Below are 18,991 nucleotides of genomic sequence, written 5' to 3'. Positions count from 1 at the left end.
CGTTGGTGCAATATCGGATACTCGCGTGGCGCGGCGCGAAACAGATTTTCGCGCTACACTCCTTGGATAGCCTAGCTTAAAAGTTGCGTGTCGTCTTTCAACTGAACTCCCGACAGCTTCCGGCGGAGCGATTCGCTCAACAGAAAAAACAGCCGGTCCGCGGCCAAATCGTAGTTGAGGCCTTCGGGTCGAATGTTGGAAACGCAATTGCGCGCCTCGTCGGTGAGGCCGGGCCGGGGGCCGTACGTGAAGTAGGCGCCCAAGCTGTCGGGGGAGCTGAGGCCGGGCCGCTCTCCAATCAGAATTAGGGCCACCTGCGCCCGCAGCAGCTTGCCTATCTCATCACCGATAGCCACCCGGGCCTGTGCGGCTACCACCAGCGGCGCCACCCGAAACCCGGCTTGCCGCAGCTTCGGCAGCAGGCGTTGCAGCAACGGCACGGCATGCTCGTTCACCGCCTCGGCCGATAAGCCATCGGCTAGAATCAAAACCAGATCAGCATCTTGCGTACCATGCTCTTTCAACAGCGCATGAGCTTCTTCGTGTAGTTGCCGGCCCAGGTCGGGGCGCTGCAGATACTCTTGGCGGTCGTGGGCTTTGCTGTGGACTTGCAGCACCGGCAACTGCAAGGGCGCTAAGTCCGCGAGCAGCTTGTTGGAATTCAGCGCCGAGTACACAGCGTCGCGGGCGTGGGCGTGGGCCAACCGAAAAGCCAGCGCCTCGCGCAGAGGCACGCTGGTACCGGTTCGGCCCAGCGCTATGCGAGCAGCCGTGTGCGCTTTTAGCGTCGCCCACGGGTCGGGAGCCGGATTTTCGGGTTGCTGAGACGCGGGTAGTTCGGCCATTGAGACTAGTAGCAATTTTCTACTATTTGACAATCGAATTGAAGAGGAACTGCTTGAAATTTCTAAAAGTGACAGCAGACAAAATAAAAAACCTGGTATGCTAGGCTGTGTGGCCCGTAGCGCTACGTGCTACAGGCCTCAGCTCCCTGACCTACTGGTTGTTGGATTGCGGGCGGGCAGAGCGGTTGAGCAGGTTAAGTAGCACTCCGTTGGTCCAGCCGAAGCCATCTTGGAGAGGGTACTCGCCGCCCCCGGCGGGAAGGTGCGTGTTGGTGACGTTGTATTTCTCCAGCAGCTTACCAGTTTGCTGAAATACGCGCGTATTCAGGCGCACCCAACGGACGGCAATGGTATCGGCAAGGGGCTTTTGGTTGTAGCGAGTGAGCCCCTGCACGGCCATATACTGCAAGGGCGCCCAGGCATTGGGGGCATCCCACTGCTGGCCGCTGGTGTTGAGGGTGGTAAGCAGTCCACCATCTTTCAGGAAATCAGCTTTGAGGCCGGCGGCTATTTGGCTTGCCTGGCGCGGGGTAGCCACTCCAAAAGCCAGCGGAAATACCCCCGCCAACGTGCGAATAGCCGCCGGGCGCTTCTGCGCGAAATCGTAGTCGGTGTACCAGCCAACGGCCTTGTTCCAGTGGTAGCGCTGAATGGCACTGCGACGCTGTTTTGCTTTTTGCTGCCAGGTGCGGGCGGCCGTGCTCTGGCCCTGTGCGCTATAGGAGCGGGCCAGCGTTTCTTCCAGCGCCAGCAGCAAGCAATTCAAATCGACGGGCACCAACTCGGTGGTGCGGATCGAGCCCAGCGTACCGTCGGCGCCAAACCAGCGGGTACTGAAGTCCCAGCCAGAGGCCGCCGCGGCCCGAACGTCGCGGTAGAACTGGGAGGGGGGGCGGGTGGTTTTGCGAGCCGCGTCCACATCAATGCCATACGACTCTTCGCGCGGCTCGGTGCTTTCGTCCCAGTACCGGTTCAGCAGCTCGCCGCCGGGCATCCGCATCACGCGGCGCGTGGCGTTGCCGGGCGCCAGCGAGTCGGCGCCCGCCATCCAGTAGGCGTACTCGCGCAGCAGCTGCGGCTGGTAGCGCACCAGCACCGAATCGCCCTGCTCCTGGGCCAGCAGCTGCACCATGAGCGAGAAAAACGGGGGCTGCGAACGGGTCAGGTAGTAGGTGCGGTTGCCGTTCGGGATGAAGCCGTAGCGGTTGAGCAGGTAAGCGAAGTTGTCGGTCATGTTGCGGATCAGGACCGTCCGGTGGGCTTCGCGCAAGCCGAGCATGGTGAAGTACGAGTCCCAGTAGTACACCTCCCGGAACCGGCCGCCCGGCACCAGATACGGCCGCGGCAGCAGCAGCAACGACGAATAACGGGACACCGAATCGAGGGGGCGTCGTTGGAGCACCCGCCACAGGGTATCGAGGTGCAGGCGCAAGCCGGTTGCTATGTTGCTGCGGTAGGTGGTGGTATCGGTGGTGGGCAGCTGGAAACGGGCCTTTACGAAGGTGGTCAGGTTGAAGCCTGGTTGAGTGCGTTGCTGCTCATAGTCGGCCACAATGCGGGCGGGCGTATCGCGGCGGGGCACCATATCCACAAACGTTTTATTGTCGGGGAATATGCGGCCTAGCTGCACCGCCTCAAACAAGCCAGGATAAAGCTGCCGGGGAGTGGGCGGCAGTTGGGCGGCGGCCTGCAAACAGATGCAGCAACAGCAGTAGCAAATCAGCAATAGGTTTCGCACGGCACAGGGGGGAATGGTGGGGTAACTGCGCCTACGAAGCGGAGCGGCGGGCAGCCGGAACCAGGTTGAACTTGTTGGGCGCAGCAACAAACGGGTACCTAAGGAACAACAATTGTCTGGAAAACTTCAGGTGCTTCCGCCCCCCGGGAGCCGGCCGCTGGCCCCCGCCGACTGTACCAGAAAAAATTAACCTCATCCTTAGCCAACTTTCTGCGGACCAGGCGAGTATTGCGGCTGATAACTGCCTTTTTCTTTGCCGCATGAAAAGCCTGTACACCATTGGCCTGCTTGTTCTCTCCAATATTTTCATGACCCTGGCCTGGTACGGACACCTACAGTTCAAGACCATGCCGGCCTTCCGCAACGTGACCCTGTTCGGGGTGATTATGATTAGCTGGGGACTGGCCTTTTTCGAGTACATCTTCCAGGTGCCGGCCAACCGCATCGGCTACAAGGAAGATGGTGGCCCTTTCTCGATGTTCGAGCTGAAAACCATTCAGGAGGCGGTGTCTCTGATTGTGTTTACGCTGATTACCGTGTACTTCTTTAAAACCGACAAGCTCGCCTGGAACCACCTGGTAGGTTTCGCGCTGATTGTGCTGGCCGTGTTTTTCATTTTCAAGAAATGGTAGGTTTTGCTGTGCTGCGGGCATGACCGATGGCCGTTTCCCGGCTGCATCATGGCTACACCTGAGCTGGCCGCTGCCAAGCAGCGAAGCATTCGGGCCCTGGCGTTTTCCTGGTTTTGCGTCGAAGAAGCGAATCCGGCCCTGGCAACGGGCGCCGCCCCAGTTGCGGCACCCACGCCCTAAACAGTAATTGAACGGCTGAAAAAGCACAGCCTTACTGCGCCGGCCGAAGTATCTCTGCCACCAAGCTAGTTCTGGCATCAGCAACACTGCGGGCGAGATGCTTCCTTGTGGCAGAAGACCCCTAGCCTGGTGGCCTTACAGCTCTAAATTGTGCTGCTGTTGCAGCCACACGTAGGCCGAGGCCACGTCATCGAACGTGCCAACAATGGGGCGCTCAATCGTTAGCAACACGCTCTCGGTGCTTTGCCGGGCGGCAAAGTTGCGCGGAAACACCCAGGCAATGTGCTGCAAACCAGCGCGCACCATTTCCTCCAGCCACCACGCCCCCCACAACGACAGCTCCATGGTGGTGCGGGTGATGCTGGAATTGTCGTTGAGAATTCTGTTGCAAGGCCATGCTCGCAGGGCCTCCAGCATCAGCAGGCAGGCGGCCTGCGAAGTTTCCTGATTGTGTTCCCCTTGCCAATCAACATAGAGCCATTGATTGCTGAAATCAAAACTGATGGCAATTCCCTCGGTGGCAAGTACTGGTTGAAGCTGCATAAAGTGCTCTTACGAGCCAGCTACTACTGTTGAGCTGACGCGGCGCGGGCAAAGGTAAAAGTTGAGCTTGCAAAAAGTAGCATTCCAGACCAATACGTTCTTTAAAGCACCAGGCCGGTGGGTGGAACCTTATTTTCTATTATTTCCTTTGTTCGCCTGGCGCTTTGAAACAACTATTCTGTTAGCTGTTAAGTATGAAATAGCAACTAATGCGCAGCTCAATGGAAGAACTAGCCAAAATAGAACACGTTGGCAAACCCCGGGTGGTAATTGTAGGGGGCGGCTTCGGCGGCTTGGAGCTAGCTAAAGCGCTGCGCGACACCAACGTACAAGTGGTGCTGGTTGACAAGCAGAATTACCACACCTTTCAGCCCCTGATGTACCAGGTGGCTACATCGGGCCTGGAAGCCGCCGATATTATCTCGCCGTTTCGCAAGATTCTGCAAAACCAAACCAACCTTAGTTTCCGCATGGCCGAGGTGCTGCAGGTGGATACGGCGGCGCAGACCCTGAAAACCTCGATTGGCCTAATCCACTACGACCACTTGGTTATTGCTACCGGCGCCACCACCAACTACTTCGGCGACGAGGAAATGGCGCGGCACGCTATTGCCATCAAGAGCGTGGAAGACGCCGTGGAACTGCGCAATACCGTGCTTTCCAACTTCGAAAAGGCCCTGCAAGTCGGCGACCGGGAGCAACTCAACAGCTTGCTCGATTTCGTGATTGTGGGCGGCGGCCCAACGGGCGTGGAAGTGGCCGGGGCGCTAAGCGAACTGCGCAAGCATATTTTCCCCGAAGACTACCGCGAAATAGATTTTCGGGAAATGGATATCTGTCTGATTCAGAGTGGCGATGCCCTGCTGAAAGGCATGTCCAAGGAGGCGTCGCAGAAGGCGCTGGAATACCTGCAGAAGTTTGGGGTGAAGGTGCTGCTCGACCGGCGGGTGAAGTCGTACGACGGCTACACGGTCACGCTCAATACCGGCGAAAAGCTGATTACCCGCACCCTGATTTGGGCGGCGGGCGTGGCCGGGGCCCCCATTGAAGGCATCCGCCCGGAAAGTATCCGCAAGGGCAACCGCTACGAAGTGGACGTCTACAACCGGGTAGCCGGCTACCCCAACATCTACGCCATTGGCGACATAGCCGCCATGGTTACCAACGACTACCCGGAGGGGCACCCCATGGTGGCCCAACCCGCTATGCAGCAAGGCAAGCTGCTCGGCGAGAATCTAACGCGCCAACTGGCCGGCGAGGCTATGCGCCCGTTCCATTACCATGACCAGGGCGCCATGGCCACCATTGGCCGCAACCACGCCGTTGCCGACCTCAAGCTTATCGGCAAGGAATGGAAGACGCAGGGATTCCTGGCGTGGGTGATGTGGGTGTTTGTGCACCTTATCGCCTTGGTTGGGTTCCGCAACAGGCTGGCGGTGTTTATGAACTGGACGTTCAGCTACTTCAGCCAGGAGCGCGGCTCACGGTTTATTATGGGCAAACGGCGCGAACCAGTGCCCACCGAGGACACGGCGGCCACCAAAGTAGCCGTTTAGCGTGCGGCATAGTGCCGCCTACGCTACAGGCACGGGCTGAGTCTGTTCAACAAAACCGGGCTCAACAAATACGTGCCGGATATCGGGGAATTGGTCGCGCACAGCCGTCTGCAGCCGGCCCACGGCTTCGGTAAGCTGCACCGCCGACAAGGTTGGTTGAAACTCGACGCGCACCACGAGCAGAATCTCGTGCGGACCCAAGTACGAGGAAAGCGGCGTATCAGTCGCTACTACGGCAGCATCAGTGCGCACCAAGGTAGTTATCTGCTTCAGTAAGGAAGGTTCGGCTGGCTCTCCGAGCAAGAGGCTTTTGTTTTCGCGCAGCAGCAAGCCTGCCACTACCAGCAAAATCACGCCAATGAGCAGCGACGCCACCCCGTCGAGAACGGGGCTCTGAAAATAATGACTCAGGAACACGCCCAGAAAAGCTACAATCAGCCCTAATAAGTCGGCGGCGTCTTCGAAGAGCACCACAAAGATGGAAGGGTCCTTGCTGCCGCGAAACGCCTGCCAAAAGCTGCGCCCGCGCCGTTGGGCATTGAAAGTGCGCCGGGCCACTAGGAACGAGGCCCCATCGAAAAGAAAGGCCAGACCGAGCACCACGTAGTTCCAGGTAGGTTCGCCCATGGGCGCCGGGTGCCGGAGGTGCTCGATGCCTTCGTACAAGGAAATACCGCCGCCGATGGCGAAAATGCAGATCGAGACGATAAACGACCAGAAGTACAGCTCCTTGCCGTAGCCGAAAGGCCGACCCTCGTGGGCCGGCCGCTGGCTTTTGCGCAAACCCAGCAGCAGCAGCCACTCATTGGCCGTATCTACCACCGAGTGAATGCCCTCAGCCAGCATGGCCGAACTTCCCGTGAAGCCGGCCGCTATAAACTTGATAACCGCAATGGCCAGATTGGCCGCCAGCGCTGCCATAATAGCAACTTTGGAAGAAGGCGGCTCGGCAGTGGTAGCAGAAACGGGCGCGTCGGACACGAAACAACGGGAAGAGAGTACCTGAAAGTGGGGAGCTGCGGCCCCGTATCAGGCTATTACGGCTCCCACCGCCTGACAGGTATTGCCGAGTTGGTATTTCGACGGTGGCGTTTGGCCCCACTCTTATTAGCGCGTCACGGCATTAAATAGACTACACCCGGAAAAACGTCGTGCTGAGTGCGGCGAAGCATCCGGCCCCATGGGCAGGCTACTTCGTCGCACTCAGCACAACAACTTTGCAAATAATGCCGCTCTTATCGACCGAAATCATCCTGCACGCGCACGATGTCGTCTTCGTCGGAAGGGTTGGCCGCGTCAGTGTGCTGCCATATTTCGGCCAGCACGCCCCAAGAATCGAGGCCAACAAGACGATGCCGCTCGCCTTGCTGCAGCGTGATTAGCTCGCCGGGCTCATAAATTCGAAGTTCGCCTTCTTCGTCGGTCTGGCTCGTTACCACGCCCACGGGGCCTTGCAGCACCTTCCATACCTCGGCGCGCCGATGGTGGTACTGCCACGACAACCGCTTTTGCGGGGCCACAATCAGAATCTTGGGACTCAGCTTTCCCGAAATCCGCAAATTCTCAACGGCTAGTCCTTCGAAATACGTGTCGGCAAAGGCGGGAGCCTGCGTCTCATCAATCACGAAAAAACCACCCCATGGCCGGGTTTGGTCCTGCTTGTCGATGGAGAAGCCTAACCGCATAAGCCGTTGCTCCATGTCCTGAAACAGCATTTGCTTTTGATCTTCGCTACTCATACTCCGGATGAAAGTGTGGTGTGGTGAAAGGGATACTGCGCCAAGCGCATCTTACCTTGTAAGCTTCAAAAGTACGTATCCTAAGCAATTAAGGGTGCCCTATATTGAATTGCAGCTAACTCGCCCCTTGTTTTCGCTTCCGTAGTTCGCACGCCACGCCTCGTTTCACAAGCCTTTGGGCAGCTCGATATAGAAGGTAGTGCCTTGCCCTGGCTGGCTTTCAAACCAGATCCGCCCCTCGTGCAGCAACACTATAGTTTGCACAATGGACATGCCCAGCCCGGTGCTTTTTTCGCCGCGCAAGCCAGTGCGGCGGGCCTTGGTAAACTTGTCGAACAAGCCCGCCTGTAGCTCAACCGGAATACCAATGCCGTTGTCGGCTACCGTTACCAGCACGTGGTCGGGACTTTCGCTCAGCCCTACCCGAATGTGGCCGCCGTTGGGGGTGAACTTGATGGCGTTGCCCACTAGGTTGTTGAGCACTTGCAGAAACTTGTTTTCGTCGATGCTGGCATAAATAGCCGGAGCAGAAGTTTCCAGGCTGAAGCTCAACGCTATCGTCTTTTCGGTGCGGATATAGTTATCCACCATGATGCCCACCCGCTCCACCAGATTCACCCGCTCGCGCCGCAGCTCCACGTTCGACGACTCGAAAAACTCGTTGTCCACAAAGTCGTGAATCAGGTCGGCGCTTTCCCGGCAGGTGGTTGTAATAATGCGAAGCAACTCGTGCAGATGGGGGTCGGCATACGTTCGTAGCTGCTCGCTTAGCTGTTCGGTCAGGCTTTGCATCAGGCGCAGCGGACCTGCCAGGTCGTGCGAAAGAATTTCGAGGGTGGAGTTCTTTTTAGTGTTGAACTTCTCGGCGTTCTGGTAGTAGGCCTTCTCAACCGTAATATCATCGATGAAGCCGGCCACGCTAGTTGGGGCGTCCGTGGGCTGATAAGAAGAGGCGCGGACACAAATCCACTGCACTTGCTCGTTGGGGGTGAGCAGCCGCAACTCCACGTTTTCGCGCAAGCGCCCCGCCGCTAGCCGGCTGAAACAATCGGCGGCGTACTCTTGGTCGTCGGGGTGCAGGCGCGCCAGCAGGTTGGGGAATTCCTCGTTCACTTGTTCCCGATGGCCGTTCCACAGCTGCTCGTAGGCCTTATTCACGTATGTAATACGCTGGCTTTCCAGGTCGTAGACGAAGAAGACTGAAGGTATTTCTTCTATCAGGTACTGAAACTGATCGACGTGGTCAGGTAGCACAGCCAAGGTTAATAATAAAAGGTGAGTTTAGCCGGGGTACCAGGAGCCGTTCGGCGAACAGGCCCTCGACGGAAGTGAATTTTAGAACCAGAAGCTGGCACCTCCCCTTCTACGCGCGAGCTCCGCAGTTAGGCTGAAGTATTGTTCTGTTCGAATAAAGGAATGTTTAGCTGTTCAACCTACTTTATTGCTGAGATGCCACGGTTCGACAGGCCGTCAGCCACTCCAGGGCCGTACGCTCCTCAATGAACCGCCCAATTCGATAAGGGCGGTTATCGAAATACGTGAGGGGCGGAATAGCCGGGTTGGTTTCGATGTCGATGAGATGAGTGGGCGCGAACAAGTAAGCTATAAATACTGGCTGCCCTAGGCGCGCAGCTACCTGCGGAAAAAACGTTTCCATCATCCAGCTCACATCCTGCTCACTCGCGGCTTGGTCGCGGCGCCGGGCATCCATCAGCCAGTAGCAGCAGTTCTGCGCCTCGCCCCCGTTCAGCAGCAGCGCATAGCCATGGCGCATTTCTTGAGGTGTCGTTTGCCGCATCCAGCGTCCCACCAGCACCATCAGGTCGGGCCGATACACGAGTTGCAAATAGTCGGAGGAGGGCAAAGCCAGCATATAGCTTTCAGTGAACTAGAAAAGGCTAAGTAAAGCAACAAAGTAACTTCTCCGGCACTACTTCCGCCTGAATTTTCGCCATAAGTTTTAGTAGCCGGCCCGGCCTCCGCCTAACCTATTGGCAGAACGCCGTTACGCCCGGCTCCTGCACGTAATTGAACTCGTTGGGCACCCTTCCAGCAACAACGTAAGCCCGCGGGCAGGCTCTTGGAACGGCGGCAAGAACTCTGATGGGCTGCATCAGCCTTCAAATAGCTTCTTTTATGTATAATAATTGTTCCAATATTTACTTATAATATACCTAGAACTAGGTATTGACATCACCTTCTGCATCTAGTAGTTTCGACAAGCTGCTCGGGCAGTTATCTGGGCAAGCCGGTAGCTGTCATCTACTACCACACTTATTGTATTGCTACCTGCTGGCTGCTTACGCTGCCTCCCTGTGTGTTTATTGTTGTTTTATCTACCAAGCCAACGTCATGCTTCCGAGTCCTTCTTTCCCCACCGCAAACTTGCTTGTAGCCGCCCTGCCCTCCTTGCAGCGCCAAGGGCTGTTGGCCACTTTATACGAAAAATGGCCACTACTTACGTGTAGCGTCACGGCCGATGCCAGTCAACTCCCGCTACTGGTGCGGCAGCAGCCGTACGCGCTGATTGTGCTAGACAGCACCCTGAGTGGCTTGCCAGTACTGGAATTGCTTCGGCAGATTCGCAGCATCCGCAGTTGCCAGGCCATGCTCGTGCTTACTGGCCCGCGCTTCACTCCTATTCAACGACAGCAGCTGGTACAAGCTGGCGCCGGGACCCTGACCTTGCTCCCTCACAACGTGGCGCCAACAGCGCTGCTGGCTACTATTACGCCGTTCGTACATAATGCCATCAACTGGACGCTACCGCCCTCTGGCAGTCCGGCTCGCCTAGCGCCGCCTACGCCCTTCAGCAACCGCGAGGTAGAAGTGCTGCGCCTGGTTGTGGCCGACCATTGCAACCAGGAAATAGCTGATATGCTGTGCTTAAGCGTGCGCACTGTGGAAAGTCACCGCCGGGCCCTGCTGCAAAAAACTGGCGCCAAAACTCTGGTAGGCCTGGTTGTGCAAGCTGTTCGGGAGGGGTGGGTAGGCGTGGCGTAAGGCGCTTGTAGTTTGCTTCCCCATCATCAGGCGGAATACATGAAATTCGCGGCTAGGCGAGGTGGTACATGTTTCCGTGCTCCAAGCCTGAGCAGACGGCAAGCAATAGCTGAAAGCACTGCTGTTGCGGCAGTGGCCCGCGAAATACCAGGTGCATTGTCGCGTCCGCGCTGCTGGCTTATGTAACGCTTAACCTCAACCTGTTCGCGTTGCTGGTAGCCTAGCTTCCTGCATTACTGGCAACTGAAAGCGCAAAGCCGAACAGGTTTAACTGTTTCAATGATAAACTCACCTTACCACTTCACCTTGCCAGTTGAGGTGGTTTTTTTGATGCGCCCGTCGCGCTTGAAACGGGTACCGGGCACCAGGCGCAGGGCCACGTCAGGAGGAGTGCACGGGTTCAAGGCAAATTCCTCGGTTTCGTAGCCTACAGCACTGATTTTTAGGCGAGCAGGACGCGGGAGTGGCTTTTTCGACGTGATAATGTAACGGCCCTCCGAGTTGGTACTAAAGGCGTCGTTGATGCCCTGAATCTGGACCGTAGCGCCTAGCAAAGGGTGGAAGTTCTCATCGGTCACCAAACCCGTCAAAGATTCACAACCCAACGGCGGAGCAGGCTTCGCAACCGAATCGGCGGGCATTGTGGCTGGCTGTTGCGCCATGGCTGTACCCGATATAGTTAGCAAGCCAAAAGCAAGTAGGTAAGGAAGAAAACGCTGCATAAAATGAAAAACTATAGGCGTATACAACTTTATTAAGCAGAGTAAGCTATTGCTATTTTAGCCAACGACCAAATAACACAAAATATTACACCTGAATTATGTATTTAAGTCATTTATAGATTAATTATATCCTAAATAAATCCGTTTATAGTTTATATAACATTTGCAATTCTAACGAGCTTTTAAGTCTAGCTCGACCACACAGCTACGCCACTACTTTTGTCGGTGTCATCTCGCTTTCATCAGCTATTTAGCTGCTGCAACAAAGCATAGTTGATTGGTGCCACTACCTGCGCGCAATGGCCGAAGTCCCGAAAGAAGTGCGCCTGAAAGACAAGCGAACAAGCCAAGCTTAGGGCCTTTGGTTGAGCTACATGGCGAACTATTGTCCAGATTCGCAACTGGCTTATAAGTCCTGCGCTGCCACGAGTTGCACTTCTACATCAGGTAGAACTCCTCGGGTGCCACGGGTTTCGGAATCTCCGTATCGTTGAGTAGTTGCTTTAGATTGATTTCGATGGTGCGGGCAATAGCGGTAACCGGCGTGTCGGTGGGACGGTTGCGGAAGGGGTCCTGCAGGTAGGTAGCCGTTTTTTCGAGTAGGAAGAAAGACGTAGCAGACACCAGGAGAATAGGCAGTTCCAGCAGGCCCACGGTTTCAACCAAGGCCAACGACAACACAATGAGAAACAAGTAGATAAACATGTGAACAAATATCCGGTACGTGACCGGGAATACGGTGCTGTTGATGCGCTCGGCTTTGCCCATGGAATCGCAGAGGCGCACCAGCGTGCTATCGAGTTGCACATGCTCGAAGGCATTGAGCGCCCGTTGCTGGCGCAGTGCTTTTAGGTCTTCGGTATGCAAGGCCAGCAAAGCCAACGGCTTGTTGCTGTGCTTGCGCAGATAAGCTATTTCTGCAGTTGATACAAACTCTTCTAGAGTAGCTAAGGGGTTTTGGCCCCGCAAGGACTGACCCAAGCTGTAGCACCACCCAATTTGCCGGTAGCCAATTCGTCGGATAGCTTCCCGCACCGTATTGGCACCTACCAAGTCGTCTTCTAGGAACCCCTGTAGCTGCAACACCAACGAGCGGGAGTCGTTGACGATGGCGCCCCACACTTTGCGCGCTTCCCACCATCGGTCGTAGGACTGGTTGATTTTGAACGCCAGAATCAAGGAAATAGCGCTACCCAGAATGGTAGGCAGCAACCCCGGAACCAGTGGCAGGTACTTGGCAAAAAACCACTCCAGCAACTGGAAAAAAACCGAGAAGAGAAAAACTCTGGCTACGTCAACGCGAACCTGCTTGAAAATATAAGGGAGAGGAATCTTCTTGTCCGTGAGCATACTTTGCAATGTAAACTGTACTTAGTCTAGCCGTTAGCCGCTCGGCCTTCGGAACACTTGGTTTTTTGTTTTGCCAATTGGCATGCAACAACTCCTTAAACTTTAATAGCGACCCACAGTTTACCTTTTACGATAATTAATCTTATTTTAATTCTATTTGCGTACTCTATGGCGCACCTGAACCCTTTATCAACAATGTAATATTATATTCCTTGATAAGGCTTTCAGTTATCTGGAAGCTTGTTTTCTATTGCTTGCAGAGCCCCGCCACTATCCCTGAAACTAGTTTTTCTATGGACAGGGCTTCCCTGAGGAGTAACTTTTTAACAGGAACTCGTTAGAGCAATGCCAACCAGACCAGCAGGGCGGCGTATTCCAAAATCTAGTTGCATTGCCTTATCTAATCTTCTCTATGAGCTTCTGCACCTTTCGGTCTACCTTTGTGCTTGCTAGTCTTGTGGCCGCTGTTGGTTTCACCTTTATTGCTTCCGTCGCTCTGGGCCAAAGCCAACCGAGCAATGGCATTGTAGCCGGTGACGCCACCCCCAAACTGGTGGCAAAGCAGTTCAAATTCACGGAAGGCCCCGCCGTAGACAAAGCCGGCAACGTGTATTTCACCGACCAGCCCAACGATAAAATCTGGAAGTACAGCACCGACGGCAAGCTCAGCGTGTTTCTTGAAAAATCGGGCCGCGCCAATGGTCTTTACTTCGACAAGCAAGGCAACCTACTAGCCTGCGCCGACGAGTTAAACCAGCTCTGGTCGATAGCGCCAAACGGGAAAGTAACGGTGCTTCTGCAAGACGTGCAAGGCCACCATTTCAACGGCCCCAATGACCTCTGGATTCACCCCACCAGCCAGGCCATCTACTTCACCGACCCCTACTACCAGCGCGACTACTGGACCCGCAAAGCGCCCGACCCCAATATTGGGGGCCAGAAACTGTATTATCTGCCCAAAGGCCAGCAGCAACCCCAGGTAGCCGACGACCAGCTACAGCAGCCCAACGGTATCATCGGCACGCCCGACGGCCGGCAGCTCTACGTAGCCGACATCAAAGCCAACAAAACCTACCGCTACCAAATTGGGGCCGACGGCAAACTGACCAACCGCCAACTCTTCGTAGAGCAAGGCTCGGATGGCATGACCATCGACAACCAAGGCAACGTGTACCTCACCGGCAAAGGCGTTACGGTTTATAACCCCGCTGGCCAAAAAATCCAGCACATCCCCGTACCTGCCGAGTGGACCGGCAATGTCTGCTTCGGCGGCAAAGACCGCAAGACATTGTTTATCACGGCGTCGGAGTCGGTGTTCGTGCTGCCCATGCAGGTACGGGGCGTGCAGTGATTCGAGCAGCCAACCGTTCAGTACACCACCCACCCCGACCATAACACTGCCCCCACCCCGCGCCGTAGAGCCTAGCAACCTTTTGTTTTGCTCATGGCTACTCCTTTCCACCAACTGCCGGCGCTTGTGGCGCACTCGCGTACCCTTGTTCATGTCGTGGTTGAAACGCCTAAGGGTGGGCGCAACAAAGTGGCATTCGATCCTGACCTGGGGGTTTTCGTGCTGAAAGGTGTGCTACCCGAAGGCCATAGCTTCCCCTTCGATTTTGGTTTTGTGCCATCCACTCTGGCCGAAGACGGCGACCCGCTTGATGTGCTGTTGCTGCTCGATGCGCCCACGTTTGCGGGCTGCGTAGTGGAGGCTCGCCTGATTGGGGCGCTGGAAATCGAGCAACGTGAAGAGGATGGTTCCATGCTGCGCAACGACCGGCTGCTGGCGGTAGCAGCCAATGCCCGCTTACACAAAGGCATCAAGGAAATTACCGACCTCTCCAACGAGATGCTCCACGAAATCGAGCACTTTTTTAGCTCCTACAACGCCGTTAAGGGGGGCGAGATTAAAGTACTGCACCGAGTAGGGTCCAAGAAAGCGCATGCCTTACTAACGCAGGCGCTACACTAGTTTACTGGTTATTGGAAAACGTTGGCCAGGAGTGCGGCTTGTAACATTTAGCCTTAAAGCTTTCCTCACGCGAGGCCGCGCTAGCTGAAACCAAGAGACCCGTAGGTTTGGCCACTGACTACGGAGCGCTGCACCACGCCAAACAGGCGATGCAACTGCCGAGCTAGCCGTAGCAAGAGCCCACCTCGACCATTAACTACCTAGCAGCCAGCACGTATAGACAAGGAGACTGTTTAGCGTTTCCCTCCTATCCTTTTAACCACCCTACTCATGGAACAGAACGAGCACCGCCGCACCCAGGCCCAGATAGCCAACGACGGCTCCGATACTCCCCGGGTTGAAAACGCGCACGGCGTGGCCGGCCAGCAGCAAGGCGCCGCTGGCCTCACGCCCGACAAACCCAACGATACCACCGGCCGCCACGGCGGTAACCACGGCAACGACGGCGGCGAGCTGGTGCGCGACGCCAAAGGCAGCAGCCACCGCGGCGACGAACCCAATGCCGAATCCAAAAACACCGGTGGCGGCGACGATAACACCGGCAAGCACCACACGCAACACAACACCAAAGACCGTACGGCCTACAACAACGGCGGCGCAACCCCTAGCACCGCCAACGATGGTGGCAAAATAGACGACGCCGACAACCAATCCTAAGTCAGTTCTTACTGCCCTAGTCACACACAGATTTCCAACCCGAACAAGGCCCGCTGATGCATTCCAGCGGGCCTTGTCTGTGTCAAGGGTTTCTGCCAAGTTAACTGTAGCTGCTCCGCGCTGCGCTAAACGAGTGAAGCTGCGCCGTGGCAACGGAATCGTGCCACGATACGCGAAGCGGAGTTTCGCCGCTATAGCTCATTGCCCGGTGGCTACAAGCGCGTGGCTTACACAGTACAGCGACAAAGGCCGGAATGAAAGCGGGGTTTCACCCAATCGTAGACTTTTTGCTGATGAGCGGCTACCTTCCGGTTGTGGTCCGTTGGTGGGCTGCTTCGCTCTAGCTTCTTCTATCGAATGCACGACAACGCGCTGCACGAAACTGTTTTATTGGTCTTGGGTCTGCTGTTTACCATGCTGCTGCTCGTTATGCTGAGCCAGAAGCTGCGCATCTCCTACCCCATTTTTCTGGTGCTGGCCGGCTTGGCACTCAGTTTCATACCGGGCCTACCAGTTATCACCATTGACCCGGATTTGATTTTCCTGATTTTCCTGCCGCCCCTGCTCTACCAAGCCGCTTGGGATACATCGTGGCGGGACTTCTGGCGGTGGCGGCGGCCTATTATGCTACTGGCTTTCGGCTTGGTAATCTTTACGTCCACCATTGTGGCCTACGTATCCAGGGCTATGATTCCAGGCTTCACCTTGTCCTTAGGGTTTCTGTTAGGCGGCATCATTTCCCCACCCGACGCCGTAGCTGCTACCTCCGTTCTGAAGGGCATCAAGGTGCCCCGTCGGGTAACGAGCATTCTGGAAGGCGAGAGCCTGATCAACGATGCCAGCAGCTTGATTGTGTTCCGCTTTGCTTTGGCAGCCGTAGTGTCGGGCACGTTTGTGTGGCAGGAAGCGGCTACCAGCTTTCTGCTGGCCAGTGGAATGGGTTTAGTTATTGGGTTGGCAGTGGCGCACCTGTTCTACCTGATTCACCGCTACTTTCCCACCACGCCCAGCATCAACACGGTACTCACTTTTATTGCGCCGTACGTGATGTACCTCTTGGCCGAGGAATTTCACTACTCGGGCGTACTGGCAGTGGTCAGCGGGGGGCTGCTTTTGTCGTTTCACTCCCACCGTGTATTTGATGCCGAAACTCGCCTGCAAGCCGTTAGCGTTTGGAATAGCGTGGGCTTTGTGCTCAACGGGCTGGTTTTTATTCTGATTGGCTTAGAACTACCGGTAGTGGTGAAAGGCTTAGATGGCTATTCTATTCAGCAGGCCATTATGTATGGCCTCACGATTAGCGTCATCGTCATCGTTATCCGCTTGGTGTGGATGTATCCGGCCGCCTTTATACCGCGCTGGTTGTTTCGCAGCATTCGCACCTCCGAAACGAGCCCTGGTTGGCAAGGCACTTTGATTTTAGGTTGGGCCGGAATGCGGGGCGTGGTGTCGTTGGCCTCGGCGCTGTCGGTGCCATTGCTGCTGAGCAACGGGCAGGCGTTTCCGCAGCGCAACCTGATTTTGTTTATCACCTTCATTGTAATTCTCGTCACGCTGGTGTTTCAAGGCCTCACGCTGCCCGCCATCATCCGCCTTACCGGCGTAGCAGACCTAGAAGAGCGCATACCGCCCGAAGAGCAAGAAGCCGGCATTCGGCTCCGCCTGCGCCGCGTAGCCCTGGCTCATCTGGCCAAGAACTACGGGTCGGACGTGCAGGACAACGAGCTAATTGGCGCCTTGCAGCACCGCATGCAGGCCGAAGCCCAGCGCACAGGTAACCTACTCGAATCCCTCGACTACGACGAATCCAAGCGCTTGGCCTTGCAGCGCTACCACCAAGTGCTACTCGACGTGCTGCAAGTGCAGCGGGAGGAATTGTTTGTTTTGCGCCGCGAGGATGTATTTGAAGAAGAGATGCTCCGCCACCAAGAAGCGCAGCTTGACTTGGACGAGTCGAAAATCAACCACATGCCGCACTGAGGCACAAGAGCAAGCGGGGCGGGCAGAGCCGCAGCCATAAAAAAGGTGCGGCCGGAATTGCTCCAACCGCACCTTTTTCACTTGTTAACAATAACTTAACCGAGCTTCTTGTAGCGCACGCGCTTGGGTTCTACGTCGCCGAGGCGCTTCTTCTTGGCTTCTTCGTAGTCCGAGAAGTTACCCTCAAACCACACCACTTCCGAGTTGCCTTCGAAGGCGAGGATGTGGGTGGCCAACCGGTCGAGGAACCACCGGTCGTGGCTGATGATAACGGCGCAACCGGCAAAGTTCTCCAGCGCGTCTTCCAGGGCTCGGATGGCATTCACGTCCAAATCGTTGGTGGGCTCGTCGAGCAGCAGCAGGTTGGCGCCTTGCTTGAGGGTAGTAGCCAGGTTGACGCGGTTTTTCTCACCGCCCGAGAGCATGGCTACCTTCTTTTCCTGGTCGCCGCCACGGAAGTTGAAGTTGCTCACGAAGGCGCGTGAGTTCACCGGCCGGCCCGCCAGCAGCATAGTTTCGGTACCGCCCGAAATAGTTTCGAACACCGATTTGTTGGGGTCCAGGCTTTCGTGCTGCTGATCTACATAAGCGGCTTGCACGGTTGGTCCTACCACGAAGCTGCCGGCATCAGGCGTTACCTGCCCCGTAATGAGGCGGAAGAGCGTGGTTTTGCCGGCGCCGTTCGGCCCAATGATACCCACGATACCACCTTGCGGCAAGGCAAAGCTCAAGTTCTCGAACAGCAGCTTGTCGCCGAAGGCCTTGGTAAGCCCCTCAGCTTCTATTACTTGACCGCCAAGGCGTGGGCCGTCCGGGATGAACAGCTCCAGCTTCTGCTCTTTCTCCCGGGCATCTTCGTTCACCATCTTGTCGTAGCCAGCAATACGAGCCTTGCTTTTGGCTTGGCGGGCTTTGGGAGCCATGCGTACCCATTCCAGCTCGCGCTGCAAGGTTTTCTGGCGCTTGCTTTCGGTTTTCTCTTCCTGCGCCAAGCGGTTGGATTTCTGCTCCAGCCAGCTGCTATAGTTGCCTTTCCACGGAATACCTTCGCCGCGGTCCAGCTCCAGAATCCAGCCGGCCACGTTGTCGAGGAAGTACCGGTCGTGGGTTACAGCTATTACAGTGCCTTTGTATTGCTGCAAGTGCTGCTCTAGCCACAGCACGCTTTCGGCGTCGAGGTGGTTGGTGGGTTCGTCGAGCAGCAGCACGTCGGGCTCTTGCAGCAAGAGGCGGCACAGGGCCACGCGGCGCTTTTCCCCACCCGACAGGTTGCCGATGATGGCCTCGGCATCGGGCGTGCGAAGGGCGTCCATGGCGCGCTCCAGCTTGGTATCGAGGTTCCAGGCGTCTAGCTGGTCGAGGCGCTCTTGCACAGTGCCCTGGCGCTCCAGCAGTTTATCGAAGTCGGCATATTCGGCTCCGAAGGCCTCGTTGATTTCGTCGAACTCCTTGAGCAAGGCTACCGTTTCGGCCACCCCTTCCTGCACCACTTCCAGTACGGTTTTGGTGGGGTCGAGCTGCGGTTCCTGCTCTAGGTAGCCCACCGAGTAGCCCGGCGAGAACACCACGTTGCCCTGAATCTGCTTGTCGACGCCGGCAATGATTTTCAGCAAGCTCGACTTACCGGAACCATTGAGGCCGAGCACCCCAATTTTGGCGCCGTAGAAAAACGAGAGGTATATGTTTTTGAGAACCTGCTTTTGCGGGGGGAAAATCTTACTTACCCTCTCCATGGAGAAGATAATGGTAGGTTGGTCGCTCATGCAAAAAGGGATTGAGGATAAGTCATACGCTTCGGCTTGTACCAGAAATCAGCTTGGAAGCATATAGGAAAGAAAAGTGTGGGGCGTTGGGGTTGTCAGTTGCCAGTTATGAGTTGCCAGTTGCGAGCCAAAGGGTAAGCACGTGTCTGGCAACTCATAACTGACAACTCGCAACTCATTTTCAAAAGTGCTATTTTTAAGAGGACTGGCATCCCACTGCAAAACTGCGCTCAACCTTCCGAACCGGGCTTACGTTCGGCTGAACAGGTATTTCACCAATGCCAGGGTTGCCAAAGGTAACCAGCCGCCGC

18 protein-coding genes are annotated in these 18,991 nt (G+C 56.1%); 8 read left to right on the top strand and 10 right to left on the bottom strand.

Translation table 11 applies throughout. The annotated features are described in order from the left end of the window. Positions 1-71: 71 nt before the first annotated feature. Positions 72-845, bottom strand: a complete 774-nt coding sequence (eutC, locus tag VF639_RS06255; protein WP_331145030.1) for an ethanolamine ammonia-lyase subunit EutC — start codon at positions 843-845, stop codon at positions 72-74. Positions 846-996: 151 nt separating this feature from the next. Further along, a complete protein-coding gene (gene treF / locus VF639_RS06250; RefSeq protein WP_331145029.1) occupies positions 997-2,583 on the bottom strand; it encodes an alpha,alpha-trehalase TreF in 1,587 nt (528 codons plus the stop codon). A gap of 260 nt (positions 2,584-2,843) precedes the next feature. Between treF and VF639_RS06245 the strand changes: the two genes are divergently transcribed. Both VF639_RS06245 and VF639_RS06240 read left to right on the top strand, forming a co-directional pair. Continuing rightward, a complete protein-coding gene (locus VF639_RS06245) occupies positions 2,844-3,215 on the top strand; it encodes a DMT family protein (protein WP_331145028.1) in 372 nt (123 codons plus the stop codon). 48 nt (positions 3,216-3,263) lie between these two features. Continuing rightward, positions 3,264-3,395: a hypothetical protein gene (locus VF639_RS06240; protein ID WP_331145027.1), complete on the top strand. Its 132-nt coding sequence runs from the start codon at positions 3,264-3,266 to the stop codon at positions 3,393-3,395. 135 nt (positions 3,396-3,530) lie between these two features. Here the strand turns inward: VF639_RS06240 and VF639_RS06235 are convergent, their stop codons facing one another. Beyond that, positions 3,531-3,938: a hypothetical protein gene (locus VF639_RS06235; protein ID WP_331145026.1), complete on the bottom strand. Its 408-nt coding sequence runs from the start codon at positions 3,936-3,938 to the stop codon at positions 3,531-3,533. A 221-nt stretch (positions 3,939-4,159) separates the two neighbouring features. Between VF639_RS06235 and VF639_RS06230 the strand changes: the two genes are divergently transcribed. Then, positions 4,160-5,494 (top strand): NAD(P)/FAD-dependent oxidoreductase, encoded by a 1,335-nt coding sequence (locus VF639_RS06230; RefSeq protein WP_331145025.1) that lies wholly within the window; start codon positions 4,160-4,162, stop codon positions 5,492-5,494. 18 nt (positions 5,495-5,512) lie between these two features. Here the strand turns inward: VF639_RS06230 and VF639_RS06225 are convergent, their stop codons facing one another. The 4 genes from VF639_RS06225 to VF639_RS06210 all read right to left on the bottom strand — a co-directional run bounded on the left by VF639_RS06225 (position 5,513) and on the right by VF639_RS06210 (position 9,106). Beyond that, complete coding sequence (locus VF639_RS06225) at positions 5,513-6,475, bottom strand: cation diffusion facilitator family transporter (RefSeq protein ID WP_331145024.1); 963 nt, start codon at positions 6,473-6,475, stop codon at positions 5,513-5,515. A 254-nt stretch (positions 6,476-6,729) separates the two neighbouring features. After that, complete coding sequence (locus VF639_RS06220) at positions 6,730-7,233, bottom strand: cupin domain-containing protein (RefSeq protein ID WP_331145023.1); 504 nt, start codon at positions 7,231-7,233, stop codon at positions 6,730-6,732. Between the two features lie 165 nt (positions 7,234-7,398). Next, positions 7,399-8,487, bottom strand: coding sequence for a PAS domain-containing sensor histidine kinase (locus tag VF639_RS06215; protein WP_331145038.1), 1,089 nt, complete (start codon positions 8,485-8,487; stop codon positions 7,399-7,401). 184 nt (positions 8,488-8,671) lie between these two features. Then, positions 8,672-9,106 (bottom strand): hypothetical protein, encoded by a 435-nt coding sequence (locus VF639_RS06210; RefSeq protein WP_331145022.1) that lies wholly within the window; start codon positions 9,104-9,106, stop codon positions 8,672-8,674. Between the two features lie 479 nt (positions 9,107-9,585). Here VF639_RS06210 and VF639_RS06205 point away from each other — a divergent pair, with 479 nt between their 5' ends. After that, a complete protein-coding gene (locus VF639_RS06205; protein ID WP_331145021.1) occupies positions 9,586-10,236 on the top strand; it encodes a response regulator transcription factor in 651 nt (216 codons plus the stop codon). Positions 10,237-10,529: 293 nt separating this feature from the next. On the opposite strand, the gene VF639_RS06200 is transcribed toward VF639_RS06205, so the two are convergent. Then, positions 10,530-10,958 carry a carboxypeptidase-like regulatory domain-containing protein gene (locus tag VF639_RS06200; protein WP_331145020.1) on the bottom strand — a complete coding sequence of 143 codons (429 nt, stop codon included), beginning with the start codon at positions 10,956-10,958 and terminating at the stop codon, positions 10,530-10,532. Positions 10,959-11,396: 438 nt separating this feature from the next. Further along, the gene (locus tag VF639_RS06195) at positions 11,397-12,308 is read right to left on the bottom strand and encodes a bestrophin family protein (RefSeq protein WP_331145019.1); all 912 of its coding nucleotides are present in this window, start codon (positions 12,306-12,308) and stop codon (positions 11,397-11,399) included. Between the two features lie 412 nt (positions 12,309-12,720). Between VF639_RS06195 and VF639_RS06190 the strand changes: the two genes are divergently transcribed. From VF639_RS06190 to VF639_RS06175, 4 genes are all read left to right on the top strand, one after another. Further along, complete coding sequence (locus VF639_RS06190; protein WP_331145018.1) at positions 12,721-13,659, top strand: SMP-30/gluconolactonase/LRE family protein; 939 nt, start codon at positions 12,721-12,723, stop codon at positions 13,657-13,659. A gap of 93 nt (positions 13,660-13,752) precedes the next feature. Beyond that, positions 13,753-14,280, top strand: a complete 528-nt coding sequence (locus tag VF639_RS06185) for an inorganic diphosphatase (protein ID WP_331145017.1) — start codon at positions 13,753-13,755, stop codon at positions 14,278-14,280. A 270-nt stretch (positions 14,281-14,550) separates the two neighbouring features. Next, complete coding sequence (locus VF639_RS06180; RefSeq protein WP_331145016.1) at positions 14,551-14,937, top strand: hypothetical protein; 387 nt, start codon at positions 14,551-14,553, stop codon at positions 14,935-14,937. A gap of 357 nt (positions 14,938-15,294) precedes the next feature. Beyond that, positions 15,295-16,917: a Na+/H+ antiporter gene (locus tag VF639_RS06175; RefSeq protein WP_331145015.1), complete on the top strand. Its 1,623-nt coding sequence runs from the start codon at positions 15,295-15,297 to the stop codon at positions 16,915-16,917. 95 nt (positions 16,918-17,012) lie between these two features. Here VF639_RS06175 and ettA read toward each other — a convergent pair whose 3' ends face one another. Then, entirely contained in the window at positions 17,013-18,680 is a 1,668-nt protein-coding gene (ettA, locus tag VF639_RS06170; RefSeq protein ID WP_331145014.1) for an energy-dependent translational throttle protein EttA, read from the bottom strand. Positions 18,681-18,991 lie beyond the last annotated feature (311 nt).

The organism is Hymenobacter sp., assembly GCF_036387835.1.
Taxonomy (GTDB): domain Bacteria; phylum Bacteroidota; class Bacteroidia; order Cytophagales; family Hymenobacteraceae; genus Hymenobacter.
This window is presented reverse-complemented; position numbering and strand designations above follow the sequence as displayed.